The organism is Agrobacterium sp. RC10-4-1, from assembly GCF_014138475.1.
Lineage (GTDB): Bacteria > Pseudomonadota > Alphaproteobacteria > Rhizobiales > Rhizobiaceae > Agrobacterium > Agrobacterium pusense.
In genome coordinates this window covers 115,295-139,202 of sequence record NZ_JACJIT010000004.1, presented here as the reverse complement: position 1 = coordinate 139,202, position 23,908 = coordinate 115,295, and the positions used below count along the sequence as shown (strand labels likewise).

The window sequence follows — 23,908 nt, the reverse complement described above, 5'->3', positions numbered from 1 at the left end:
TTTCAGCCCAAAGACCTGGGCTGGATCCCTTTAACAGGCACGGGATGAGGAGTGGGAGAGGCCAACCGTCAGACAGACCTCGTGAGACCACCATCCACGCGGATATTCTGGCCGGTAATATACCCTGCCCCCTCAGATGCGAGAAATGCCACTGTGGCGGCGATCTCTTCGCTCTTGCCGTAACGTTGCATCGGAACGCTTTCGCGGCGTTCTTCCGTCGCCGGCAGGCTGTCGATCCAGCCGGGAAGGACATTGTTCATGCGGACATTATCGGCTGCGTAGGTATCGGCAAAAATCTTGGTGTAGGAGGCAAGGCCGGCGCGGAACACGGCGGATGTGGGGAACATGCTGCTCGGTTCGAAAGCCCAGGCAGTCGAGATGTTGACGATCGCGCCCGCCCTCTGCCTTACCATGACCGGGGCGATGATGCGCGTCGGGCGAATGACGTTCATGAGGTAGACATCGAGCCCGGTATGCCATTGTTCGTCGGTAATATCGAGGATGGCGGCGCGCGGGCCATGGCCGGCGCTGTTCACCAGCACGTCGATACGGCCGAATCTCTCAAGCGCCAGATCCGTCAGCCGTTGCAGGTCTTCATTGGACTGGTTGGAACCGGTAACGCCGATGCCGCCCAACTCTTTCGCCAGCGCCTCTCCCTTGCCAGAAGACGACAGGATAGCGAGCTTGTAACCATCCGCGGCCAGGCGTTTCGCAACGGCAGCTCCCATGCCGCTGCCGCCTGCCGTCACCACCGCCACTTTTTCTGCCGACATCGCTTTTCTCCCATTCCAGGTCTGACGGACAGCCCGTATGGCGGTCCTTCTTCAGCTTAAACTGTCTCATCTTTAACGGGTTTCCAAGACGAGTTCGAACCAGAAAGGCTTGTCGAGGCATGCAGAAAAATTGATGCTGATGCGTCAGCCCGGGCCGACACCCGTTGGGTGAGCAGACCGGCTATCCGCCGGTGCTTCCTCCCTCTCCTGCAAACCATAGTCACGCATCACATGCGCGATACGCAACCTGTAATCGGAGAAGACGCCAGTCCGGCCGAGCGACTGGGCGGCGCGATGAGGCAGGGTGTTGCGCCACGCCTTCACCGCCTCCTCATCACGGAAGAACGACAAGGAGAGCATCTTGTCCGGATTGCCGATGCTCTGAAACCGCTCGACGGAGAGGAAACCGTCGATGGTTTCAAGTTCTGCCCGCAGGCCGGCGGCCATATCCAGATAATGTTGCTTCTCGCCTGCGGCTGGCCAGACCTCAAAAATAACGGCAATCATCGTCCGGCTCCCGCGTGGGGGGCGGACGCGAGGCGCAGAAACAGCCGGTCCTCGCGACGGATGAATTGTTCGCGGCGCGCGAATTCATAATTTTCCTGCCCGGCCGGATCGGCGGCGAGCCGCGCCCTATAGGCTTCGTAAGCGGCGAGGTTTTCGATGTTGTAGACACCGTAGGCAATGGTGCTCGATCCCTCTTTCGGCGCGTAATAACCGATCAGATCAGCCCCGCAACGCGGGATCGCCTCTCCCCAGTTGCGGGCATAGCGTTCGAAGGCATCGACCTTGAACGGATCGATCTCGTAGCGGATGAAACAGGTCAGCATCGTTTGTCTCCTCATGTTCTGCCTCTCCCTTCTACGCCATTGCCATGCCTCGATGCTTCGGTTACCATCGAAGCATGAAAGACGGACCCGTGATTGCCAATGTTGCCGCCCTTATCGGCGATCCTGCCCGCGCCAACATCTTGACGGCGCTGATGGACGGGCGCGCGCTGACCGCGAGCGAGCTCGCGGAGGCCGCGGGTGTGACCCTGCAAACTGCGAGCGGGCACCTGTCAAAGCTCTCGGACGCACAATTGCTGAAAGCGGAAAAACAGGGGCGGCATCGATATTTCCGCCTCTCCGATGAGGATGTGGCGCAGGTTCTGGAAGCGTTGATGGGGCTTGCCCAACGCACTGGCGCGGTACGTGTGCGCACCGGGCCGAAGGACAAGGCGCTGCGTGAGGCGCGCATCTGCTACGATCATCTGGCCGGGGAAAGCGGCGTGGCACTGCTTGCCGCCATTACGGCAAAGGGGCTCGTGACGTTAGGTGATGATCCTGCCTTAACGGAGAGCGGACGCGAATTCTTCTCGAACTTCGGCATAGACCTTTCGCCGCTCGAAAAGGCCCGCCGCCCGGTCTGCCTGCATTGCCTGGACTGGAGCGAACGCCGGCATCACCTCGGCGGCGGGCTTGGCGCATCGCTTCTTGAAGCGATGCAGCAGCGCGACTGGTTGCGGCGCGGAAACGGCCGTGTGCTGACATTTACTGCCAAGGGTGAAAAGGCGTTCAACAGCACCTTTGGCTGCACGCCCGCCTGATCTCTCCACCGTATGATACCCGATTATTTCAGCCAGCCGGCTATACGCCCAACGGCCTCGGCAATGTCAGACACGGAACCCGCATAAGAAATGCGCAGCGCCCTATGGCCTTCCTCCGGGTCGAAATCCATGCCGGGTGTCGCTGCCACGTCGATTTCTGCCAGCATACGCTTTGCGAAATCCATGCTGTCATTGGAAAAACGGCTGGTATCGACATAGGCATAAAACGCGCCGTCCATGGGGGATGCCAGCGGCAGGCCTATTTCCGGCAGTCGCGCCATCAGGAAATCGCGATTGGTGCGATAGCTCTCCCGATAGACATCCAGTTCCTCCGCCGCCGAAAAGGCTGCGGTCGCCGCAAGCTGCGACAGTTCAGGCGGGGAAATATAAAGGCTCTGGGCCAGACACTCGACCGGCCGGACGAGGTTTTCCGGCAAGACCATCCAACCGATGCGCCAGCCCGTCATGCAATAATATTTGGAGAAGGAATTGATGACCACCGCATTGTCGGTGATTTCGAGTGCGCTCGTCTCTTCGCCGACGAAGGTAAGGCCGTGGTAAATCTCATCGGAAATGAAGGCCATGTCGCGGCTTTCGCAATAGGTCGCAAGCCGCTTCAGTGCCTCGCGGCCTGTGACGGTGCCGGTCGGATTGGCCGGGCTTGCCAGCAGAACGCCCTTCAGCTTGCAGCCCGCTTTCGTTTCCGCACGCTCCAGACTTGCCGGCGTCAGCGTGTAGCCGGTTTCAGCCGTGACCGGCACTTCCACGACGTTAAGGCCGAGAGCCTTCAGGATATTGCGATAGGCCGGATAACCGGGCCTCGCGATCGCGACATGATCGCCTGCGTCGAAAAGGCTGAGAAAGGCAAGATTGAAGGCCGCTGACGAGCCCGTTGTCACGGCGATGCGAGCCGGATCAATCGCGACCTGGTGACGCAACCGGTAATGGCCGGCAATCGCCTCCCGCAGTTCGCGCAGGCCGAGCGCATCGGTATAACCGATCCGCCCATGTTTCAGCGCCTCTTGAGCCGCTGCCAGCGACGCCTTCGGTGCGGGATGGGAGGGCTGGCCGACCGCCATGGAAATGACGGGGCGGCCCGCCTGCCTGCGCCTGTTCGCCTCCGCCAGAATATCCATGGCGTGAAAGGGTTCGACTGCGCTCCGCTTCGACATCGTAATCAAGGGCATGCTCTTTCCTGAACCGTATTTCAGAGACTTGCCGCAGAATCACAATCTTCACAATCATGCGACCATAATGCGGACAAGTATTTTTGCCGTATGGCATTTGGCTTAAAGTAAGGTAATTGCCTTCATAAGATTTCAAGAGGCTCCGGCCGCACAGAATGAGGACCGATATGGCGCATTTTCTCCGTTCCACCCTTCTTGCCAGCGTGACGGCCCTTTCAGCGGTATTCGCCTCCCTGCCCGCGCATGCGCTCGATGAGCAGCAGAAGAAGGAAATGGGCGAGTTCATCAAGCAGTATCTGATCGAGAACCCGGAGATCATGCTTGAGGTTCAGGATGCGCTTGAGCGCAAGCAATATGCGGCGCGCAACGCCAAGGCGGCAGAGGCGGTCGCCGACAACAAAAAGGCGATCTTCGAATCGAAATTCGATCTGGCACTCGGCAATCCCGATGGCGACGTCACACTCGTTGAGTTCTTCGATTACAACTGCGGTTATTGCAAACGCGCCATGGGAGACATGGACAACATCCTGAAGAGCGACAAGAAAATACGCGTCGTGCTCAAGGAATTCCCGATCCTCGGACCGGAATCGGTCGCCGCACATCGGGTCTCCAATGCCGTGAAGCTGCTGGCGCCGGCCAAATATCCGGAGTTCCAGCGCACGCTCCTCGGCGGCCGCGGACGGGCGAATGAGGACAGCGCCATGGAAGTCGCGACCTCGCTCGGCCTCAAGGAAGCCGATATCCGCAAGTCGATGGCGGAAAACCCCAATGATGCGCAGGTGCAGGAAACCTACAAGCTGGCAAACAGCCTCGGCATCACCGGAACGCCGTCTTATATCGTCGGCGACGAGGCGGTTTTCGGCGCCGTCGGTGCCGACCCGCTGAAGGAGAAAATCGCCAATATGCGCAGCTGCGGTAAAGCCACCTGCTCCTGATTGCTAAAAAAGCAAGTGCATTCCCTGTGAGATGCCGGCCTGGCGGCCGGTTTACGGCTTGCAGGGGCTTTTCCTTGGCGGCTGCGCAGTCTATAGGTGTCGCTGATTTTCGTATGGAAACGTGAATGAGCAACATCATCATCGTCATCAACGGCCCCAATCTCAACATGCTGGGAAAAAGGGAACCGGGTATCTATGGTGGCAAGACGCTGAAGGACATCGAGAATGATTGTCTTCAAGCTGGTGCCGATCTCGGTTTCGCAGTGGAATTCCGCCAGTCCAACCACGAAGGCGTGCTCGTGGACTGGTTGCATGAGGCGGGAGAAAGGGCGGCGGGTGTCGTCATCAATCCCGGCGCTTACAGCCACACCTCTATCGCGTTGCACGACGCCATTCGCGCGATTTCCACGCCCGTCGTGGAAGTGCACATTTCCAACATCCACGCCCGGGAAGAGTTCCGCCACAAATCGATGGTCTCACCGGCAGCGAAGGGCATGGTCTGTGGTTTCGGACCATATGGATACGTCATGGCGCTTCACGCGCTGAAAAACATCACGGCATAAAAAGAAACAAAGAATAGGGTTTGTCATGTCTGAAAAGAAACAGGGTATCGACAAGGAACTGATCCGCGAACTCGCGAATATCCTCAACGATACCGACCTTTCGGAAATCGAAGTGGAGCAGGATGACCTGCGCATCCGCGTTTCGCGCGCCGCTCCCGCAGCCACGGTTTATGCCGCAGCACCGCCCGCTTACGCACCGGCTCCCGCAGCAGCGCCCGCCGCGCCGGCAATCGCGGCCCCTGCTGCACCGGCAGCAGCCGCTGCACCGGCACGCAACCCGGCAAACACCGTGTCTTCGCCCATGGTTGGCACAGTCTATCTCTCGCCAGCCCCTGGCGCCCGCCCCTTCATCGAAGTCGGCGCAACCGTCAAGGAAGGCCAGACACTTCTCATCGTCGAGGCCATGAAGACCATGAACCAGATCCCGGCTCCGAAGTCCGGCAAGGTCGTGGAAATCATCGTCAACGACGCACAGCCCGTGGAGTATGGCGAAGCCCTCGTGGTCATCGAATAAAGGCGGTTCAGCATGGTTTCGAAGATCCTCATAGCCAACCGCGGCGAAATTGCGCTGCGCGTACTGCGCGCCGCCAAGGAGCTTGGCATTCCCACCGTCGCCGTGCATTCCACGGCGGACGCGGACGCCATGCATGTGCGCCTCGCCGACGAAAGCGTATGCATCGGCCCGCCGCCTTCGCGTGACAGCTACCTCAACATCCACCAGATCGTTGCGGCCTGCGAAATCACAGGTGCGGACGCCGTTCACCCCGGCTACGGCTTCCTGTCGGAAAACGCCAAGTTTGCCGATATCCTTGACGCGCACGGTATCACCTTCATCGGGCCGACCGCCGAGCATATCCGCATCATGGGCGACAAGATCACCGCCAAGCAGACGGCGCAGGAACTTGGCATTCCCGTGGTTCCCGGCTCCGATGGCGAAGTGAAGCCTGAGAACGCGCTGGAAATCGCACGCACGATCGGCTTTCCGGTCCTCATCAAGGCAACCGCCGGCGGCGGTGGTCGCGGCATGAAGGTGGCGAAGACCGAGGCCGATCTGGAAGAGGCGGTTGCGACTGCCCGCTCCGAAGCGGCAGCAGCATTCGGCAACGACGCCGTCTACATGGAAAAGTACCTCGGCAAGCCACGCCATATCGAAGTGCAGGTGTTCGGCGACGGTGAAGGCAACGCCATTCATCTCGGAGAGCGCGATTGCTCGTTGCAGCGTCGCCACCAGAAGGTGCTGGAAGAAGCCAACTCTCCGGCTCTGACGGTTGAACAGCGCATGAAGATCGGCGAGATTTGCGCGAGCGCCATGCGCAAGCTGAAATATCGCGGTGCCGGCACCATCGAGTTCCTTTATGAAAACGGCGAGTTCTATTTCATCGAAATGAACACGCGTCTGCAGGTGGAGCATCCGGTCACGGAAGCGATTACCGGCATGGATCTCGTGCAGGAACAGATCCGCGTCGCATCGGGTCAGGGCCTCTCGGTCACGCAGGCCGATATCGAATTCCATGGCCACGCCATCGAATGCCGTATCAATGCCGAAGACCCGCGCACCTTCGTTCCCTCGCCTGGCACGCTGACCTATTTCCACACGCCGGGCGGCCTTGGTGTGCGCGTCGATTCGGGCGCCTATCAGGGCTACAAGATCCCGCCCTATTACGACAGCATGATCGGCAAGCTCATAGTTCACGGCCGCGACCGTGACGAATGCATTCGCCGCCTGCGTCGGGCGCTCGACGAATTCGTCGTCGACGGCATCAAGACCACGCTGCCGCTTTTCCAGGATCTTCTTCAGAACGAGGATATCCTGAAGGGCGATTATGATATTCACTGGCTGGAAAAATATCTGGCCGGTGACGCGTCTCACTAAGACGATATGGCTGGGCGGCGCAGCAGAAATAACGACATAACGGTCGATATCCTGCTGCGCGCCTATTCCGCCGGCCTGTTTCCGATGGCCGATTCGGCTGACGATCCCGAGCTTTTCTGGGTCGAGCCGGAGGTGCGCGGTATCATCCCGCTCAATTCCTTCCACATTTCCAAAAGCCTCGCCAAAGCGATGCGCAAGAAGCCATTCGACATACGCTTCAACACCGCTTTCGAGGCTGTCATGGCGGGCTGCGCCGCAGAGGCGCCGGACAGGCCAAGTACCTGGATCAACGCCACCATTCGCAGGCTTTATAGCGAACTGCATCAGATCGGTCATGCCCATAGCGTCGAGGCCTGGGAAGGCAAGGAGCTTGTCGGCGGCCTCTACGGCGTTTCGCTGGGAGCGGCGTTCTTCGGCGAAAGCATGTTCTCCCGTCGCACCAATGCATCGAAGATTTGCCTCGTGCATCTGGTGGAGAGATTAAAAGCAAGCGGCTTCGTGCTGCTCGACACTCAATTCACGACCGAGCATTTGAAAACGTTCGGCGCCATCGATGTGCCGAAGCTTGAATATGCGAAAATGCTCGACGTCGCCGTCAATCGGCCGAGTCTGCAATTCTAGACGTTACCTTGGGTTATTTGCTTGCCGTAGAGGGAGCAGGCACTTCCGAGTCCTGTTTGCAACCCGTCAGCCATACGTCATAGATCGGGTGTTCCACGGCGTTGAGGCCGGGGCTGTCGGCGAACATCCAGCCGGTGAAGATGCGACGGATTTTACGGTCGAGGGTGATTTCATCCACTTCGACAAATGCGTCGATCTTCTGCGCTTCCGTCTGGTCGCGCGAATAACAGACCTTCGGCGTGACCTGAAGCGCGCCGAACTGCACCGTCTCATCGATATAGACATCGAAGGACGTGATGCGGCCCGTGATCTTGTCGATGCCGGAAAAGACCGCTACGCGGTTTTCAAGCCGGGCGGCGGAGACGGGCGAGATGAGGAAGGCAGCAGAAACCGCCGCGAACAGCGTCACCGTCAGCGCACGCAAAGAACGGTCCCGCGTGATTTTCCTCATACGATGTGTCTCCAAAATTTGCCTGTGTCGGGACGCCGACCGGATCAACGCCTAAGGGCGGAATGTGGCAAAAACCGGTGAGGCCGGATGCATGCGCGGCGTTTTGCACAACACCGCGCATCGCGATAGCTCAGTTGCCGGGTGTCCAGGCGTCGTAGTCGCCGGTCACACGCGGGCGCTCCCCGGCCACAGCCAGCGAGCCCTGAGGGCGATAGGCCTTGGACGAGCCTGTAAGGTTTGGCTGATGCGGCTTCTGCCACTCGCGCGCAACGTAGCTTTCCTGGCTCGGCGGAACGTCGGTGCGGTAATGCATCCAGCCATGCCAGCCGGGCGGAATGGCAGAGGCCTCAGCATAGCCGTTATAGATCACCCAGCGGCGCGGCATGCCCCAGGAGGTGGTGCCGCCTTCGTAATAGGTGTTACCCAACTCGTCCTGCCCCACCTTCTTGCCGAAACGCCAGGTGTGAAACCGCGTTCCGATCGTCTGGCCGTTCCACCAGGTGAAGATTTGCGTCAGGAGAGTCTTCATTCTACGTTCCTCAGGCTTGAATGCGCCGCAGCGATTTTCCGTGCACGGCACAAGACATGCTTATGCCGCCCCTCACGCCAATTGTCCAGCATTTCAAGATATATCCGTGCTATTTCAGCTTCATCCTGAAGCCTAGATGCCGCTTCTCGAAACCCAGCCGCTCGTAGAAGCGGTGCGCGTCCAGCCGGGCCATGTTGGAGGTGAGCTGCGCGGCTTTCAGGCCCTGACGGCGGGCTTCATCAAGACAATAGTTGATCATCACCGCGCCGATGCCGCGACCGCGCATGTCGGCCCGTGTCTGCACCGCTTCGATGACCATAGACTTGGCCCCTCGCCCGACGAGCTTGGTGAGGATCGCCGTCTGAAAGGTGCCGACCACCTCGCCATCCAGTTCGGCGACGTAAAGCGTTTCGCTCGGCGACGCCTCGATCGCCCGGAAGGCGGCAAGATAATCGGGCTGTGCCGATTCGTCCGCCGTATCGCCGTGGCCGCCGATCTCGTCAGCGGCAAAAATGGCGGCGAGCGCCGGCAGATCGTCTTCACGGGCCGTTCGAATTATCAGATTTTCCAGGGTCGCGTTCATCGGGTCAGGCTCTTTTCCATCACGATGCCGGGCAGCCCCTCGATACCCGCCATGCGCTCGATTCGATCCACCTCGACAAATCCGACGCCTTCATAGAAGTTGATTGCGACAGTATTTTTGGGCTCAACCTCAAGCCGCATGATTTCCGCGTCGGGAAAGCAGGTTTCTAGCTCTGCGAAGAGATCGCGGCCGACACCCTGCCGCTGTAAATCGGGCGCCACGTAAAGCTGGTGCAACAGCGCCGTCTTCGCCATCTTGGTCGACATGGAGCCGTAAGCCATGCCGCCGATCCGCTTGCCGTCATCGGCGACAAGGAACTCGCCCCCCTTCTTTTCGACGCGGTCTTTCATGGCCTGCGGCGAATGCCAGGCTGCGATCAGCTGGTTGACCTTATCCGCGCCGTAGATAGCGTCATAGGTCGCGTGCCATGTCGTCGCGAGCAGCGCCCGGACTGGCTCGATGTCACGCAGGCTGGCTGTGCGGATGAAAAACATGATCTGGCTCCGTCTTGAAACAGAAATGCCGGGCGTTGATCCCGGCAGAAGTGATGTCAGTCGCCCTTGCTGGACGTCATCCTCTGGTTTGCCCCACCGTGTGGCTTAATCGGAATAATCCGGACTAAAACCATTACTTCCGTCATGCCGGTCCCTGGAACAAGCCCGAGGATGATCTGGCATCCAGCCGACGCGCGTCTGCGCGGTGAAAAGACCCTTCACCCAAGGCCTTGGGCTAGCTGGATCCCGGCTCAAGGCCGGGATAACGGAGACCCTCTGCCGTTACTCGGGCGGGAGGCAGCCGTCGCTTACTCTTCCTCGATTCCGAGCTTCGCTTTCACCAGCGCCTGCACCGCCTGCGGGTTGGCCTTGCCGCCCGTCGCCTTCATCACCTGGCCGACGAACCAGCCGGCGAGCGTTGGCTTCGCCTTGACCTTCTCGACCTGATCCGGGTTGGCGGCGATGATCTCGTCAACGGCCTTTTCGATGGCGCCGGTGTCGGTCACCTGCTTCATGCCGCGGGCTTCAACGATCTCGGCCGGATTACCGCCCTCGTTCCAGACGATTTCAAACAGATCTTTGGCGATCTTGCCAGAGATGGTCTCGGCCTTGATCAGATCGATGATGCCGCCGAGCTGTTCGGGCGACACCGGCGTCGTCTCGATGTCCTTGCCGGACTTGTTCAGCGCGCCGAGCAGGTCGTTGATGACCCAGTTGGCGGCAGCCTTTGGATCGCGTCCGGCGGCGACGGCTTCGTAATAATCGGCAATCGCCTTTTCTGAGACCAGAATCGAGGCGTCATAAACCGACAGGCCGAGATCAGCCACGAAACGGGCCTTTTTGTCATCAGGCAGTTCCGGCAGATCGACCTTCAGTGCCTCGACGAAGGCATCATCAAATTCGAGCGGCAGCAGGTCCGGATCGGGGAAATAGCGATAATCATGCGCATCTTCCTTGGAGCGCATGGAGCGCGTCTCGCCCTTGCCGGGATCGAACAGGCGGGTTTCCTGATCGATGACGCCGCCATCTTCCAGAATGGCGATCTGGCGACGCGCCTCATATTCAATCGCCTGACCGACGAAGCGGATGGAGTTGACGTTCTTGATCTCGCAGCGCGTGCCGAAGCCTTCGCCCGGACGGCGCACGGAGACGTTGACGTCGGCGCGCATGGAGCCTTCGTCCATGTTGCCGTCGCAGGTGCCAAGGTAACGCACGATGGAGCGCAGTTTGGTGAGATAGGCCTTCGCCTCATCCGACGAGCGCATGTCCGGCTTGGAAACGATTTCCATCAGCGCCACGCCGGAACGGTTGAGGTCCACGAAGGACATGGTCGGGTGCTGGTCATGCATCGACTTGCCGGCGTCCTGCTCCAGATGCAGGCGCTCGATGCCGATTTCGATATCCTCGAAATTGCCCTGACGGTCGGGACCAAGCGAAATGGTGATGGTGCCCTCGCCGACGATCGGATCCTTGAACTGCGAAATCTGATAGCCCTGCGGCAAATCCGGATAGAAGTAGTTCTTGCGGTCGAAGATCGAGCGATTGTTGATCTTGGCCTTGAGGCCGAGACCGGTGCGCACCGCCTGCTTCACGCATTCCTCGTTGATAACAGGCAGCATGCCGGGCATGGCCGCATCCACCAGCGACACGTTAGAATTCGGCGCATTGCCGAAGGTGGTGGAGGCGCCGGAGAACAGCTTGGAATTGGAGAGAACCTGCGCATGCACCTCCATGCCGATCACGATTTCCCAATCGCCGGTGGCGCCGGGAATGAAGCGTTTCGGGTCGGGGGTGCGCACGTCTACAAGGGTCATCTGAAGCTCACGATATACGGGTTCTTTGGCCTTGGTGGGTAGAACAAATGAAGCGCTGGCGCAAGACATCTTGCACCCCGTCGCGCGACGGCCGGAATTTTCGAAGACATCGGATACGCGTTTTTTACCCTTACAGGTTTCAATTCACGCCATGCAAACGATCGCTCTCTGCTTCCTGGCCTATATCGCCTTCAATCTCTTCGTCTTTCTTGTCTATTGGTGGGACAAGGAAGCGGCGAGGAATGGCGGATGGCGTATCCGGGAAAGCACGCTGCTTTTGCTCGCGCTCGTGGGTGGGAGTGCGGGCGCTATCTCGGCGCAAAGGTTGCTGCGGCACAAAACCCGCAAGGAACCGTTTCGCAGCAAGCTGATATCGATCGTCATCTTGCAGGCGGGCCTCGTCGCATCGCTCCTCATCACGCCGGACTGGCCGATGCGGCTGATGGCCACTCTACAAACCCTGTTTCAGAACGCCGGCCCGTAAAGACCACTCTCGACCTCAGCCAGTTGCTTCTGCAGGCCCACCGATTGCACCTCGCGGTCCAGCTTCGGCGCATAGGAAACCGAGAGCCAGCGAATGCTATAGCCATGGTAGCGGAAAAAGGCGACGGCCGGTTCATTCTGGGCATGGGTTTCAAGCCGTATGGTCTCGAAGCCCTTTTCCTCTATCAGTCGTTCGATGTCGCCCAGCAGGCGGCTGCCGACGCCCCTCCGCTGAAACTCCGGATCGATCCAGAAGTCGGAAATCGCCTCGTTAAAATGCTCCCGCGCGGCCCAACCCGCAACCGAGCCGCCCAGTTCCGCGACGCGGATGGCAAGCCACGATGAGCGGGTGAAATTGGAAAAGGCGCTCGCCGCATTGTCGTAGAGCGTCGGTGTGATGCCGAGAGCCGCGGTTGCCTGCCGCCACGCCCTGAGGCCGATGGCCGCCAGAACCTCCGCTTCCTGCTCATACGCGTTGCGAATGACGATCAAGCCGCGCCCTCCTTGGCCGTTTGAAGTAAACCATTGCGGGTGCGATTCGACTAGCGTGGTTTTCCCGCTCCCTGCGGGACTTGACCGCGCCGGTTTGGCCCATTACCCAAAAGGAGCAAGAACGGAGTTTTTATGTTCGCTCAATCGGAGTCCCGGTAAAGGCCCTGCCCGCAAGTTTCTTGCGCGCCGGGCCAAATGAAACCGAGCCGGATGCCCTAACGGCACCCGGGTTTGCTTTCACGCGTCTAGAAGACGCCGACCGGACTTCCAACAATGGACATTTCCCGCGCCGAACAGCGCATTCTTCACCTGCTCGCCCAGGGCGGCAGAATTGAACTCGTTCGAGACGACGCCCGCAAAATTGAAAAACTTTCGCTCTTCACGCGCGAAGGATGGATTTTCAGCGGCCTCGATCTCCTCACCTTCCGCAAGCTGAAACGGAAGCGAGCCATAGCCTCCTCCGGTGGCAAGCCCTACCGCATTACCACGCGCGGGCTGGAACTTGTGAGGGGTGAGCTGGACAACCGATAAACTGACCGGGCGGCGGCAATGCCGTCGCCCGGCATTTCGCGACGCGGCATCGACGGTGTCACAAGTTAAGAGAGCTTTTGCTCCAGCTTCACCTTCTCAAGTTCGACTTTCATGATGTCGGACCATTCCATGCCGCGCCAGACGATCTGAAAGCCGCAACGCTGGTAAAGACCTATGGCGGCGCGATTTCTCGCATGGGTGTCGATGGTGGCAAGCGGCAGGCCCGCAGCCCGCATCCTGTCGAGAAAGTGGAGGATCAGCGCTTTGCCAATCCCCTTGCCCTGCCAGTTCGGGTCCACCCACAGATCGGAAATATGATGAGGCTTGGCATCACAAGCGCCCCAACCGACGACAACACCGTCGATTTCGGCCACGACGACATCACCGGTCGGAGACTTGGCGAAGCTTTCGAATTCGCCCCTCACCCACTCGATGACATGGGAATCGAGATAGGCGGCGTCGAAGGCTTCACCGGCACGCCATGCGGCAAAACCGACAAAGCCGACCGCATCGCGATCGGCTTCGTTCATCTGTCTGAGCTTGAGACTGCTTACCACCACTTGGCAGGCGTGAACTTGCCCGCTGCCTGCTCGATGGCGTGGGCCGTCTTGAACAGCGTTTCTTCTTCGAACGGCTTGCCGATGAGCTGCAGGCCAAGCGGCAGGCCCTTGCCATCAAGACCAGCAGGCACCGAGAGGCCGGGAAGACCGGCCATGTTGACGGTGATGGTGAAGACGTCCTGCAGGTACATCTTGACGGGATCGGAGGCGAGCTCCTCATCACCGACCGCGAAGGCGGAAGACGGCGTGATCGGCGCCAGAATGGCGTCCACACCCTCGTGGAAGACGTTTTCGAAGTCGCGCTTGATGAGCGTGCGGACCTTCTGCGCCTTGAGATAATAGGCGTCGTAATAACCGGCCGAAAGTACATAGGTGCCGACCATGATGCGACGCTGCACTTCCTTGCCGAAACCGGCGGCGCGGCTCTTTTCGTACATGTCGGCAATGTCCTTGCCGTCGACGCGCAGGCCGTAGCGGACGCCGTCATAACGGGCAAGGTTGGACGAGGCCTCTGCCGGTGCGACGATGTAATAGGCGGGAAGCGCATATTTGGTGTGCGGCAGCGAGATGTCGACCACCTCTGCACCGGCGTCGCGCAGCCATTCGACGCCCTTGGCCCAGAGCTTTTCGATTTCGTCAGGCATGCCGTCAACGCGGTATTCCCGGGGGATACCGATCTTCAGCCCCTTCAGCGATTGACCGATGGCCTTTTCGTAATCCGGCACAGGAAGGTCAACCGAGGTCGTGTCCTTGGCGTCGACGCTAGCCATGGTCTTCAGCAGGATGGCCGCGTCGCGCACGTCTCGGGCAATCGGGCCAGCCTGATCGAGCGACGAGGCGTAAGCGACAATGCCGAAGCGCGAGCAGCGGCCGTAAGTGGGCTTGATGCCGACGGTGCCGGTGAAAGCCGCCGGCTGGCGGATGGAACCGCCGGTATCGGTTGCGGTGGCGCCGGCGCAAAGATGCGCGGCAACGGCTGCGGCCGAACCGCCCGAGGAGCCGCCAGGCACCAGCTTCTGCTCGGAACCATTGGCGCGCCACGGGTTGATGGCCGGGCCGTACCAGGAGCTTTCATTGGACGAGCCCATGGCGAATTCGTCCATGTTGAGCTTGCCGAGCATGACGGCGCCCTGATCCCAGAGGTTCTGGGTGACGGTGGATTCGTATTTCGGCTTGAAGCCATCGAGGATGTGCGAGCAGGCCTGGGTGTGAATGTCACGCGTTGCGAAAAGGTCTTTAACGCCGAGCGGAATGCCTTCCAGCTCACCCGCGGAACCGGCAGCAATACGGCCGTCGGAGGCTTTCGCCATCTCGCGCGCCTTTTCGGGCGTCGTCGCCACATAGGCGTTCAGCGCACCGTTGGCGGTGTCGATGGCGGAGAGATAGGCGTCGGTGAGCTCAAGGGCGGAAAATTCTTTCGCCTTCAGCTTCTCGCGGGCTTCGGCAATGGTCAGGCTCGTCAGGTCGGTCATGGTCGGCAACGGCTTTCGAAAATCTCGGAAAAATCGGGCGGCAAGATGGATCGATTACTCGACCACTTTCGGCACCATGAAGAAATTGCGATCGGTCGCGGGCGCGTTGGCGACGATGTCGTCCGCCTTGTCGCCATCGGTCACCTCGTCGGCGCGCTTCTTCATCGCCACCGGCGTCACCGACGTCATCGGCTCGACGCCATCCACATTCACTTCCGAAAGCTGCTCCACGAAACCGAGTATGCCATTCAGCTGGCCGAGCATGTTCTGTGCTTCGTCTTCAGTGACAGCGATACGGGCAAGGCGCGCAACACGCTTTACGGTGGCGAGATCGACGGACATGGTTTTACTCCGATGGGATATTTCCCATTCGCTATAATGACCATGTCCGTCCTTCGCAACGGTAGAAAGCATGTCGCGGCTAACTCGGCGGCGGTTTTGCGCTCACGACATGCGGCGTTGACGCTTAGAAGGACAGGACGTCGCCCGCCCTGGGTGTATGGACGCGCGCTTCGGCGCCTTCCATGCCGGCCACGAATTTCTCCGGCGTCTGGTCGATTATCGGGAAGGAGCCGTAATGGCAGGGAAGCACGTGCTGGAACTTGAAGAAGCGCTGGCAGGCAAGCGCCGCCACAGCTCCGCCCATGGTAAAGCGGTCACCGATCGGCACGAGACCGATATCAGGCTGATGCAGTTCATTGATGAGCTTCATGTCGGAGAAGATATCCGTATCGCCCATATGGTAGACGGCCGGACCGTCCTCGAAATGCAGCATCAGGCCGTTGGCATTGCCGAGCGAATGGGAAACGCCGTCCTCGGTGATCTGGGCGGAGGAATGCAGCGCATTGGTGAAGGTAACCGAGAAACCGTCAAAATGAACGGTGCCGCCGGTATTGCCCATATCGACCTTCGCAACACCCTTGGCGGAAAGCCACGCGGCTAGATCGGCATTCGCCAGCACGGTCGCACCCGTCTCGCGGGCAAGCTGCACGGTATCTCCGACATGGTCGCCATGGCCGTGGGTCAGCAGAATATGGGTGACGCCTTCGGCTGCAGACTTGCCATCCTGCCCTGCAAAACCGGGGTTGCCGGTGAAAAACGGATCGATGAGAATCTTCGCGCTGCCGTTTTCCAGACGGAAGGCGGAATGGCCGAGCCAGGTGATTTTCATGGGAAGTTCTCCTTTGTATTGCCGGTATAATATGACATAGGACGGCCTGAACAACCGCACTACCTGTATTTAAGAGGGGCGACAATGGCCGCTGACAATGACGATTATGTGTACGACGAAGCGACCGGCGAATGGCGCCCTGCTTCCGAACTGGCCGCAGAAGCGGCAAGCGCGAAGGAAGTGCGCGATGCAGCAGGCAATGTGCTCGCGGATGGCGATTCCGTGACCTTGATCAAGGATCTGAAGGTCAAGGGCACCAGCACCGTCATCAAGCAGGGCACGGTCATCAAATCGATCCGGCTGACCGATAATCCGGAAGAAATCGATTGCAGGCATGATGCGGTGAAGGGTCTGGTGCTGCGCACCGAATTCGTCCGCAAGCGATAAGGACAGCACGCGACATGGCAACACTCACCATCGAGGAACTGGCGGCAACGCTTCAGCCCGCGCAGGCAATTGCCGGCCTCGACCTTGGTACGAAAACCATCGGGCTCGCCATGTCGGATCTGTCGCGGCGTTTTGCGACACCGCGCCCCGTCATCAAGCGCGTGAAATTCACGCTGGATGCGGAAGTGCTGATGGCCTTCGCTGAAAAGGAAAAGGTCGCCGCCTTCATTATCGGCCTGCCGATGAACATGGACGGCTCCGCCGGGCCCCGCGTGCAGGCAACCCGCGCTTTCGTGCGCACCATGGGCGAAAAAACCGCACTGCCCTTCGTTTACTGGGATGAGCGGCTTTCGACCGTTGCGGCAGAGCGCGCGCTTCTCGAAATGGATGTGTCTCGCGCCAAGCGGGCCGAACGCATCGATTCGGCAGCGGCTAGCTTCATTCTTCAGGGTGCGCTGGACAGGCTTTCTGCACTGACCCGCGCGGCCGACTGACGGCCCTGCCACCAGGCGTAAATCTGCCTGCGCTTGCGGAAACCGAGAATCGCAAAAACGATCAGGCTGTCGACCGCAATGGCACGCGCCACCAGCGGCGGCAGGCTTTCCGGTGGAAGTCCGAGAATATTCCCGTATATCTCGAAGACGAGATCGTGGGTCTGACGTGTGAGCATGTAGAAGCCGAAGCTCATGTCGTAATAGGAAAGCCAGTACCAGCTGCCCAGCAGCGCGACAGGACCGGCCCAGAGGATCAGAAACCACTTCATGCCGCCTGCCCCCGCACAAACAGTGTATCGGGGATGCCAGCAAGCACCGCCCAGCGCGCCACGGCCATCAGGCAGAGGTTCAGCGCCGGCACGTCGATATCCAACGGCAGCATAGCAAAAAACGTCATCATGACGCCCAAAGCTGTCCAGCGGCTCACTTGCGGCTCCCTTATGCGCAGTCATTGCGCATGGTTAACATTTCGTTAATCCACACTGGACCGGCCGGGATGGAGAGGCAAATGAAAGCTGTGATTATGGTTAACGACGGGCGGCCGGCATGTGGAAAACAACGTGACCGGCTGAACGGACGGACGCGCCGAGCGGTTGCCGGCCCGGTAAGAACATGGCTGATTTTTCTTTAATGCCCAGCGTCCAGCGCGGCTGCCTGGGCCCGTGTCTGAAACCGGTTCAGCCGTAAACGCCCCGCACCAGCCTTTTTACGGCAGTGGCGATCTTGTCCCAGTCCCGATCCGATTTGAGCGCAACACCGGCAAACTGGCCGCTGGTGGCGGCGGAAATCACGAGGTGCTGGATGGCGGCGAACAGCACGGCATTGACGGCGGCGGTATCAACACCCTTCGGCGCCGCCAGCGAACCGCGCATGCGCTCCAGCCATTTGCCAAGCGACTTGGCACGGGCTTCCGCCAGCTGGCGCACCTGCGGCGAGCCGTCGGAAACTTCCCAGGCGATGATCTTGCAGACAAGAGGGTCGCTGCGCAGCGCATCCATGAAGTAGAGCGCCAGCTTTTCCATCAGATCACCATAGGTCAAAAGGAACATGCCGCCGGTATCTTCCGGAATGCGATCCTTCACCCAAGACCCGAGATCCTCACCGATCGCCTCAATCAGACCATCGAGGCCGCCGAAATAACGGTAGATCAGCTGCTTGTCGCAGCCGGCACGGCGAGCAACGGCATTGATCCCGAAGCCCTGAAATCCCTCTTCGGCAAGCAGCGACCGCGCCGCATTAAAAATCGCCTTCTCGGTCTGAGCGCGATCCTTGATGCGCTTTTCCGGTCTGTCGGCTGAAATCGCCTCTGCGGTCGCCAGCATGATTCCCTACCCGTTTTCTGAAAGCCTGACTACACGGGTTAACAAAGCATGAAGGCAAGGACAATGTGATGGGAAGATTGGACGGAAGGTTCCTGTGGATGACGTGGCGGGGCCAACAATATCGCCCTGCATTCTCAGCGTGAGCCGCTCACTCCAACCCCATGCCAAACCACACGCTGCCGGGGGTTTCGTGGCTGTCCAGACGCTTGAAACCTCGGGTTTCCCAGAAACGCATTCCAGCCAGGTTGCGTTCGCTGGCGCCGAGGTGGATGCCGTAGACGTTGTTCTGTCGGGCCATATCCAGCCAGCGCGACAGGAGCCGGGTGCCGCCGCCCTTACCCTGCGTGCGTGGCAAAAGGTTCATGTGTATGTGGGCGGGGAACGGGTCGGTGAGCCAGGCCGGGGTGCGGCGTGGGTGGTGAATGAAATGGGCGCGGCGCTGGTCGGCGTCCCATGTCTGCTGGTCGCCCCCAGGATCGGCATAGATGGCGCGCAGATGCGGCCACCATTCCCGCTCCAGTCGCTCTTCATGCAGGGCCGTATCGAGCGCGCCGACGATGTAACCGCAGACGCCTTCCTCATCCTCGGCAACGAATACAGCATCCGGCCACAGATGCAGATAGGGCACGGAATAGATATGCCCCACCATGCGGCCATCGTTGTAAAGTGGCGTGGCATCCTGGCCGGCATCGCCGGTGGCGAGGCTTATGGCATAGAGCGCGTCTTCATCCTCGGAACGAGCGGAGCGAAAAGTCAGCATCGGCCGCCATCCTCCATTGCCGCGCCTCGATGTGCGAAGCTATCGTGACAGACAAGAATACGTCCTAGGCCATTGCTGTTTTTCAAATCCGAGACCCCTCCCGCCGGAACTGTAAAAACTTCATCCGCATCCATCGCTCAAGCTGCAGGCGGATAAAGAAGATCGATTATATAAGTCGGATCGAAGCGGGAATCGAGCATGCCGTAAGTGTGCCGCCAGCCACCGGCAAGCCGGGTTTCGAGGAAGGCATCGGCAATCTTGCCGGCGCCGAGGCGGCAAAGCTCGGCGGCAGCGGCCGCAAGCGCGAACTGCTCCACCAAAAGGCGAGCTGCCCCCTCATCACGTTCGGCAAGTGCGATTGCGGCGCGCAGCACGTCCGTTGTCTTCTTCCCGGCAGGTCCGAGGTCACGCTCCAGCGTCTGGAAGACGAGATCGAACAGGTCCTTGCCACGCTGAAGAACCCGCAGGACATCCAGCGCCATGACGTTGCCGGAGCCTTCCCAGATGGCATTGACGGGCGCTTCGCGATAGTGGCGGGCAATCGGCCTCTCTTCCACGTAACCATTGCCGCCAAGGCATTCCATGGCTTCGTAGATAAGCGCCGGCGCAATCTTGCAGCACCAGTATTTCACGATCGGCGTCATCACCCGCGCATAGGCGGCCTCGGCCGGATTGTTGCGGGCGGCATCAAAAGCACTCGCCAACCTAAAGGACAAGGCGGTCGCCGCAGCGACGTCCAGCGCCATGTCGGCAAGCACGCGCGTCATGATCGGCTGGGTGACCAGCATCTTGCCGAAAACGGAGCGACCGCGGGCGTAGTGCACGGCTTCGGCAAGCGAGGCGCGCATCATGCCGGCCGACGCCAGCGCGCAATCGAGCCGCGTCAGCGTCACCATGTCGAGGATGGTGCGGATGCCGCTGCCGGGATCGCCGAGCAGATAACCGAAGGCATCGGTGAATTCGACTTCGGCGGATGCATTGGATCGATTGCCCAGCTTGTCCTTCAAACGCTGGAAGTGCAGGCCATTTTTCGAACCGTCCTCGAGGTAACGCGGCACAAGGAAACAGCCCATGCCGTCGCCCATCTGGGCCAGCATGACAAAACCGTCGCTCATCGGCGCAGACAGGAACCATTTGTGGCCTGAGAGACGGTAGATGCCCTCCCCCACCCGCTCTGCTGTGGTGCGGTTGGCGCGCACATCAGTGCCGCCCTGCTTTTCCGTCATGCCCATGCCGATGGTGACGGCAGTTTTCTGCAAGGCCGGCTTCTGTGCGGAATCATATTTGCGCGAGAGGATCTTCGGCGCCCACTCCTTCTGCACACGCGGAGACGCCATGATGGCGGCAACGGAGGCGCTGGTCATGGTCAGCGGGCAGAGATGACCGGCTTCCAGCTGCGAGGTCAGGTAGAACTTCGTGGCGCGGGCCTTGTGCTCGTTACCGCGCGTGTCGGGCGAGTTTTCCCACACGCTGGAATGCAGGCCCGAGGACATGGAACGGCGCATCAGCGCGTGCCATGCCGGGTGGAATTCCACCTGGTCCAGACGCTCGCCCCGCGGGCCGTGTGTGTGCAGCTGCGGCACGCCCTGGTTCGCCATACGCGCCAGTTCCTGCGCCTCATGCGAGGTGACATAGCGGCCGATCTGATCGAACTCGTCCCTCAGATTGCGTGACAGGCCGGAAGTCAGATCGACGATCAGCGGATCGGAACGATAGGCGTTGATACCGGACCAGAGGCTGGGCTGGTTCAGTTCGGCGAGCTGTTCTTCTGTCCGGTTCATGCCTGTCATTCGCATCCTTCTATCGGGATTCGTGCTTTATTGCGTGTATATGCCAAAACCCGGCTTATCGCATGCTTGCCCGCAACGCCACCTGTCTTTATAGACCCGTTGACTATTGCGACCCGGAGGACAATTTCCATGGTCTTTTTTCCCCATCGCCATCTCCTCGGCATCAAGGGGCTTTCCCATCAGGATATTACCCTGCTTCTCGACAAGGCTGATGAGGCGGTGAAAATCAGCCGCCAGCGCGAGAAAAAGACCTCGACGCTCCGGGGCCTGACACAGATCAATCTCTTCTTCGAAGCTTCGACGCGGACGCAATCCTCCTTCGAACTTGCCGGAAAGAGGCTTGGTGCAGATGTGATGAACATGTCGGTCGGCAACTCCTCGGTGAAGAAGGGCGAAACGCTGATTGACACGGCGATGACGCTGAATGCCATGCGCCCGGATGTGCTTGTCGTGCGCCACTCCTCGGCCGGTGCCGCAGCGCTTCTCGCCCAAAAGGTCGCCTGCTCCGTGGTCAATGCCGGCGACGGCCAGCACGAGCACCCGACGCAGGCGCTGCTCGACGCGCTGACCATCCGCCGCGCCAAGGGCGAGCTTTCAGGTATCACCGTAGCGATCTGCGGCGACGTACTGCACTCGCGCGTTGCCCGCTCCAATATCATCCTTCTCAACCAGATGGGCGCGCGGGTTCGTGTCGTCGCCCCGGCCACGCTTCTTCCTTCGGGCATTCGCGACATGAGCGTGGAAGTCTTTCACGATATGAAGGAAGGGTTGAAGAATGCCGATGTGGTGATGATGCTGCGCCTCCAGCGTGAGCGCATGTCCGGCTCCTTCGTTCCTTCAGTGCGCGAATATTTCCATTATTACGGTCTGGATGCCGAAAAGCTGAAGGCGGCCAAGGAAGATGCGCTTGTCATGCATCCCGGCCCGATGAACCGCGGCGTGGAAATCGCCTCCGAAGTGGCCGATGGCCCGCAGAGCGTCATCGAAAGCCAGGTTGAAATGGGGGTCGCCGTGCGCATGGCCGTCATGGAAACCCTGCTTGTCTCGCAAAATCAGGGTGAGCGCGTATGAGTGCCGTTACCGTTCTCAAGAACCTCCGCATCGTCGATCCCTCCCGTAATCTCGACGAGAACGGCAGCATCGTCATCGGCGCCGATGGTACCATTCTTGCTTCAGGAAAAGACGCTCACAATCAGGGTGCGCCCGACGGTGCGACGGTGCGCGACTGCAAGGGTGTCGTGGCCGTTCCGGGTCTGGTGGATGCCCGCGTCTTCGTGGGTGAACCCGGTGCCGAACACCGCGAAACCATCGAATCCGCATCGCGTGCGGCAGCGGCCGGCGGCGTCACCAGCATCATCATGATGCCTGATACGGATCCCGTGATCGATGACATCGCCCTTGTCGAATATGTGAAAAAGACGGCGCGTGACAAGGCAATCGTCAATGTGCATCCGGCAGCCGCCCTGACCAAGGGTCTGCGGGGCGAGGAAATGACCGAATTCGGCATGCTGAAGGAAGCCGGTGCGGTGGCCTTCACCAACGGCCGCAAGGCGCTGTCCGATACGCTGGTGCTGCGCCGCGCCATGACCTATGCCCGTGAACTCGGCGCTGTCATCGCGCTCGAAACCCGCGACAAATATATCGGCGGCGGCGACATGAACGAGGGGCTTTTCGCGAGCTGGCTCGGCCTGTCAGGCGTTCCCAAGGAAGCCGAGATCATTCCGCTGGAGCGTGACCTGCGCATTGCCGGCCTGACGCAGGCGATCTACCACGCCGCCAAGATTTCCGTGCCGGAATCGGCAGAGGCGATCCGGGTTGCGCGGCAGCGGGGCGTGAAGGCCACCTGCGGCATCTCGATCAACCACCTGACGCTCAATGAAAACGATATCGGCGAATATCGCACTTTCTTCAAGCTCTCCCCGCCGCTGCGCGCCGAAGACGACCGCAAGGCAATGGTGGAAGCGCTGAAGGACGGCACGATCGATATCATCGTCTCTTCGCACGACCCGCAGGATGTCGATACCAAGCGCCTGCCGTTTTCGGATGCTGCGAGCGGCGCTGTCGGGCTCGAAACCATGCTGGCGGCGGCGCTGCGCCTCCACCACAGTGGTGAAGTTCCGCTGATGCGGCTTATCGATGCGCTCTCCACTCGCCCGGCCAAGATTTTCGGTCTCGATGCAGGAACGCTGAAAGCGGGTGCCCAGGCCGATATCACCCTGATCGACCTCGACGAACCGTGGCTCGTGGCCAAGGAACAGCTGGTCTCGAAATCCAAGAACACGCCGTTTGAGGATGCCCGGTTCAGCGGTCGCGCCATCGCCACTTATGTGGCTGGCAAAGCCGTTCATTCCTTGGCATAAGATCATCAACAGATCACGCGGCAGGCGGGACAGAGGGGATATTGAATGAGTGCTTTGACTGACTGGCAGACCGCGCCTGCCCTTCTCGCGCTTTCGGCGCTGATCGGCTATCTGTTGGGCTCCATTCCCTTCGGCCTCCTCCTGACCCGCATGGCCGGGCTGGGCGACGTGCGCAAGATCGGTTCCGGCAATATCGGCGCGACCAACGTGCTGCGCACCGGCAACAAGAAGCTCGCCGCCGCGACCCTGTTGCTGGACGCACTCAAGGGCACGGCGGCAGTTCTGGTCGCCAATGCGCTCTGGGGTTATGAGGCCTCCCTCGTAGCCGGTTTCTTCGCCTTTCTCGGCCATCTCTTTCCAGTCTGGCTGGGCTTCAAGGGCGGCAAGGGCGTGGCGACTTATATCGGGGTGCTGCTGGGCGCCGCTCCGCTAATGATGCTGGCCTTCGCGCTGATCTGGCTCGCGACCGCCTTCATCACCCGCTATTCGTCGCTCTCTGCGCTCGTGGCAATGCTGGTCATCCCCGTTGCCCTCTGGGTCCTCGGACCAGAAAAAACAGCGCTGCTCGTGACGCTGCTCAGCGTGATTTCCTGGTGGAAACATCGCGAGAACATTGCCCGGCTGCTGGCGGGCACCGAAAGCAGGATCGGTCAAAAGGGCTGAGGCCGTCTCGGG

32 protein-coding genes are annotated in these 23,908 nt (G+C 60.1%); 13 read left to right on the top strand and 19 right to left on the bottom strand.

The annotated features are described in order from the left end of the window. Window positions 1-68: 68 nt before the first annotated feature. The 3 genes from FHW77_RS12345 to FHW77_RS12335 form a co-directional block, all read right to left on the bottom strand. The gene (locus tag FHW77_RS12345) at window positions 69-773 is read right to left on the bottom strand and encodes an SDR family oxidoreductase (RefSeq protein WP_004441449.1); all 705 of its coding nucleotides are present in this window, start codon (window positions 771-773) and stop codon (window positions 69-71) included. 144 nt (window positions 774-917) lie between these two features. Further along, entirely contained in the window at window positions 918-1,280 is a 363-nt protein-coding gene (locus FHW77_RS12340; protein WP_004441445.1) for an antibiotic biosynthesis monooxygenase family protein, read from the bottom strand. Next, on the bottom strand, window positions 1,277-1,603 hold the full coding sequence (locus tag FHW77_RS12335; protein ID WP_004441442.1) for an NIPSNAP family protein: 327 nt from the start codon (window positions 1,601-1,603) through the stop codon (window positions 1,277-1,279). The genes FHW77_RS12340 and FHW77_RS12335 overlap by 4 nt, the downstream gene beginning before the upstream one ends. A gap of 74 nt (window positions 1,604-1,677) precedes the next feature. Here FHW77_RS12335 and FHW77_RS12330 point away from each other — a divergent pair, with 74 nt between their 5' ends. Continuing rightward, window positions 1,678-2,361: an ArsR/SmtB family transcription factor gene (locus tag FHW77_RS12330; RefSeq protein ID WP_004441439.1), complete on the top strand. Its 684-nt coding sequence runs from the start codon at window positions 1,678-1,680 to the stop codon at window positions 2,359-2,361. 23 nt (window positions 2,362-2,384) lie between these two features. Here the strand turns inward: FHW77_RS12330 and FHW77_RS12325 are convergent, their stop codons facing one another. Further along, the gene (locus FHW77_RS12325; protein WP_006698022.1) at window positions 2,385-3,542 is read right to left on the bottom strand and encodes a pyridoxal phosphate-dependent aminotransferase; all 1,158 of its coding nucleotides are present in this window, start codon (window positions 3,540-3,542) and stop codon (window positions 2,385-2,387) included. 173 nt (window positions 3,543-3,715) lie between these two features. Between FHW77_RS12325 and FHW77_RS12320 the strand changes: the two genes are divergently transcribed. The 5 genes from FHW77_RS12320 (at window position 3,716) to aat (ending at window position 7,540) form a co-directional block, all read left to right on the top strand. Continuing rightward, complete coding sequence (locus FHW77_RS12320) at window positions 3,716-4,483, top strand: DsbA family protein (protein WP_004441433.1); 768 nt, start codon at window positions 3,716-3,718, stop codon at window positions 4,481-4,483. Window positions 4,484-4,608: 125 nt separating this feature from the next. Further along, on the top strand, window positions 4,609-5,046 hold the full coding sequence (aroQ, locus tag FHW77_RS12315; RefSeq protein ID WP_004441429.1) for a type II 3-dehydroquinate dehydratase: 438 nt from the start codon (window positions 4,609-4,611) through the stop codon (window positions 5,044-5,046). Between the two features lie 25 nt (window positions 5,047-5,071). Beyond that, window positions 5,072-5,560 (top strand): acetyl-CoA carboxylase biotin carboxyl carrier protein, encoded by a 489-nt coding sequence (gene accB / locus FHW77_RS12310; protein ID WP_004441427.1) that lies wholly within the window; start codon window positions 5,072-5,074, stop codon window positions 5,558-5,560. A 12-nt stretch (window positions 5,561-5,572) separates the two neighbouring features. Next, window positions 5,573-6,919: an acetyl-CoA carboxylase biotin carboxylase subunit gene (gene accC, locus FHW77_RS12305; protein ID WP_004441425.1), complete on the top strand. Its 1,347-nt coding sequence runs from the start codon at window positions 5,573-5,575 to the stop codon at window positions 6,917-6,919. A gap of 6 nt (window positions 6,920-6,925) precedes the next feature. After that, the gene (gene aat, locus FHW77_RS12300) at window positions 6,926-7,540 is read left to right on the top strand and encodes a leucyl/phenylalanyl-tRNA--protein transferase (RefSeq protein ID WP_022556056.1); all 615 of its coding nucleotides are present in this window, start codon (window positions 6,926-6,928) and stop codon (window positions 7,538-7,540) included. Window positions 7,541-7,553: 13 nt separating this feature from the next. Here the strand turns inward: aat and FHW77_RS12295 are convergent, their stop codons facing one another. From FHW77_RS12295 to gatB, 5 genes are all read right to left on the bottom strand, one after another. Continuing rightward, window positions 7,554-7,991 carry a DUF2155 domain-containing protein gene (locus FHW77_RS12295; RefSeq protein WP_004441417.1) on the bottom strand — a complete coding sequence of 146 codons (438 nt, stop codon included), beginning with the start codon at window positions 7,989-7,991 and terminating at the stop codon, window positions 7,554-7,556. 130 nt (window positions 7,992-8,121) lie between these two features. After that, window positions 8,122-8,520 (bottom strand): NADH:ubiquinone oxidoreductase subunit NDUFA12, encoded by a 399-nt coding sequence (locus tag FHW77_RS12290; RefSeq protein WP_004441414.1) that lies wholly within the window; start codon window positions 8,518-8,520, stop codon window positions 8,122-8,124. 109 nt (window positions 8,521-8,629) lie between these two features. Beyond that, complete coding sequence (locus tag FHW77_RS12285) at window positions 8,630-9,103, bottom strand: GNAT family N-acetyltransferase (RefSeq protein ID WP_044458778.1); 474 nt, start codon at window positions 9,101-9,103, stop codon at window positions 8,630-8,632. Beyond that, window positions 9,100-9,597, bottom strand: coding sequence for a GNAT family N-acetyltransferase (locus FHW77_RS12280; protein ID WP_022556054.1), 498 nt, complete (start codon window positions 9,595-9,597; stop codon window positions 9,100-9,102). Before FHW77_RS12280 ends, FHW77_RS12285 begins: the two co-directional genes overlap by 4 nt. Window positions 9,598-9,905: 308 nt before the next feature. Beyond that, the gene (gene gatB / locus FHW77_RS12275) at window positions 9,906-11,411 is read right to left on the bottom strand and encodes an Asp-tRNA(Asn)/Glu-tRNA(Gln) amidotransferase subunit GatB (protein WP_006698017.1); all 1,506 of its coding nucleotides are present in this window, start codon (window positions 11,409-11,411) and stop codon (window positions 9,906-9,908) included. A gap of 151 nt (window positions 11,412-11,562) precedes the next feature. On the opposite strand from gatB, the gene FHW77_RS12270 reads away from it, so the two are divergent. Beyond that, the gene (locus FHW77_RS12270; protein WP_034496217.1) at window positions 11,563-11,895 is read left to right on the top strand and encodes a DUF1294 domain-containing protein; all 333 of its coding nucleotides are present in this window, start codon (window positions 11,563-11,565) and stop codon (window positions 11,893-11,895) included. Here FHW77_RS12270 and FHW77_RS12265 read toward each other — a convergent pair. Next, window positions 11,877-12,386: a GNAT family N-acetyltransferase gene (locus tag FHW77_RS12265; protein WP_044458777.1), complete on the bottom strand. Its 510-nt coding sequence runs from the start codon at window positions 12,384-12,386 to the stop codon at window positions 11,877-11,879. The two genes, FHW77_RS12270 and FHW77_RS12265, sit on opposite strands and share 19 nt — an antisense overlap. A gap of 273 nt (window positions 12,387-12,659) precedes the next feature. Here FHW77_RS12265 and FHW77_RS12260 point away from each other — a divergent pair, with 273 nt between their 5' ends. Continuing rightward, window positions 12,660-12,917, top strand: a complete 258-nt coding sequence (locus tag FHW77_RS12260; RefSeq protein WP_006698014.1) for a YjhX family toxin — start codon at window positions 12,660-12,662, stop codon at window positions 12,915-12,917. 65 nt (window positions 12,918-12,982) lie between these two features. Here FHW77_RS12260 and FHW77_RS12255 read toward each other — a convergent pair whose 3' ends face one another. The 4 genes from FHW77_RS12255 to FHW77_RS12240 form a co-directional block, all read right to left on the bottom strand. After that, the gene (locus FHW77_RS12255) at window positions 12,983-13,477 is read right to left on the bottom strand and encodes a GNAT family N-acetyltransferase (RefSeq protein WP_269842101.1); all 495 of its coding nucleotides are present in this window, start codon (window positions 13,475-13,477) and stop codon (window positions 12,983-12,985) included. Next, window positions 13,468-14,949, bottom strand: coding sequence for an Asp-tRNA(Asn)/Glu-tRNA(Gln) amidotransferase subunit GatA (gene gatA, locus FHW77_RS12250; protein WP_004441402.1), 1,482 nt, complete (start codon window positions 14,947-14,949; stop codon window positions 13,468-13,470). Before gatA ends, FHW77_RS12255 begins: the two co-directional genes overlap by 10 nt. Window positions 14,950-15,003: 54 nt before the next feature. Further along, window positions 15,004-15,291, bottom strand: coding sequence for an Asp-tRNA(Asn)/Glu-tRNA(Gln) amidotransferase subunit GatC (gatC, locus tag FHW77_RS12245; RefSeq protein ID WP_004441400.1), 288 nt, complete (start codon window positions 15,289-15,291; stop codon window positions 15,004-15,006). Between the two features lie 124 nt (window positions 15,292-15,415). Next, on the bottom strand, window positions 15,416-16,120 hold the full coding sequence (locus tag FHW77_RS12240) for a metal-dependent hydrolase (RefSeq protein ID WP_004441396.1): 705 nt from the start codon (window positions 16,118-16,120) through the stop codon (window positions 15,416-15,418). 84 nt (window positions 16,121-16,204) lie between these two features. Between FHW77_RS12240 and FHW77_RS12235 the strand changes: the two genes are divergently transcribed. Both FHW77_RS12235 and ruvX read left to right on the top strand, forming a co-directional pair. Then, the gene (locus tag FHW77_RS12235; protein WP_004441395.1) at window positions 16,205-16,507 is read left to right on the top strand and encodes a zinc ribbon domain-containing protein YjdM; all 303 of its coding nucleotides are present in this window, start codon (window positions 16,205-16,207) and stop codon (window positions 16,505-16,507) included. A gap of 14 nt (window positions 16,508-16,521) precedes the next feature. Next, window positions 16,522-17,001: a Holliday junction resolvase RuvX gene (gene ruvX, locus FHW77_RS12230; protein ID WP_004441393.1), complete on the top strand. Its 480-nt coding sequence runs from the start codon at window positions 16,522-16,524 to the stop codon at window positions 16,999-17,001. Here ruvX and FHW77_RS12225 read toward each other — a convergent pair. The 5 genes from FHW77_RS12225 to FHW77_RS12205 form a co-directional block, all read right to left on the bottom strand. Next, on the bottom strand, window positions 16,953-17,270 hold the full coding sequence (locus FHW77_RS12225; RefSeq protein WP_004441389.1) for a DUF6105 family protein: 318 nt from the start codon (window positions 17,268-17,270) through the stop codon (window positions 16,953-16,955). The two genes, ruvX and FHW77_RS12225, sit on opposite strands and share 49 nt — an antisense overlap. Then, window positions 17,267-17,428 (bottom strand): hypothetical protein, encoded by a 162-nt coding sequence (locus FHW77_RS12220; RefSeq protein WP_004441388.1) that lies wholly within the window; start codon window positions 17,426-17,428, stop codon window positions 17,267-17,269. The genes FHW77_RS12225 and FHW77_RS12220 overlap by 4 nt, the downstream gene beginning before the upstream one ends. A 250-nt stretch (window positions 17,429-17,678) precedes the next feature. Then, window positions 17,679-18,323, bottom strand: a complete 645-nt coding sequence (locus FHW77_RS12215; protein WP_004441386.1) for a TetR/AcrR family transcriptional regulator — start codon at window positions 18,321-18,323, stop codon at window positions 17,679-17,681. Between the two features lie 148 nt (window positions 18,324-18,471). Then, on the bottom strand, window positions 18,472-19,083 hold the full coding sequence (locus tag FHW77_RS12210) for a GNAT family N-acetyltransferase (RefSeq protein ID WP_004441384.1): 612 nt from the start codon (window positions 19,081-19,083) through the stop codon (window positions 18,472-18,474). 137 nt (window positions 19,084-19,220) lie between these two features. Beyond that, window positions 19,221-20,873, bottom strand: coding sequence for an acyl-CoA dehydrogenase family protein (locus FHW77_RS12205; protein ID WP_004441382.1), 1,653 nt, complete (start codon window positions 20,871-20,873; stop codon window positions 19,221-19,223). Window positions 20,874-21,002: 129 nt separating this feature from the next. Here FHW77_RS12205 and FHW77_RS12200 point away from each other — a divergent pair, with 129 nt between their 5' ends. The 3 genes from FHW77_RS12200 to plsY are packed head-to-tail and all read left to right on the top strand — an operon-like array spanning window position 21,003 to window position 23,896. Beyond that, window positions 21,003-21,944 (top strand): aspartate carbamoyltransferase catalytic subunit, encoded by a 942-nt coding sequence (locus FHW77_RS12200; RefSeq protein ID WP_003502441.1) that lies wholly within the window; start codon window positions 21,003-21,005, stop codon window positions 21,942-21,944. Continuing rightward, window positions 21,941-23,233 carry a dihydroorotase gene (locus FHW77_RS12195; RefSeq protein ID WP_004441379.1) on the top strand — a complete coding sequence of 431 codons (1,293 nt, stop codon included), beginning with the start codon at window positions 21,941-21,943 and terminating at the stop codon, window positions 23,231-23,233. Before FHW77_RS12200 ends, FHW77_RS12195 begins: the two co-directional genes overlap by 4 nt. Window positions 23,234-23,278: 45 nt before the next feature. Then, window positions 23,279-23,896, top strand: a complete 618-nt coding sequence (plsY, locus tag FHW77_RS12190) for a glycerol-3-phosphate 1-O-acyltransferase PlsY (protein ID WP_004441376.1) — start codon at window positions 23,279-23,281, stop codon at window positions 23,894-23,896. Window positions 23,897-23,908: the final 12 nt, after the last annotated feature.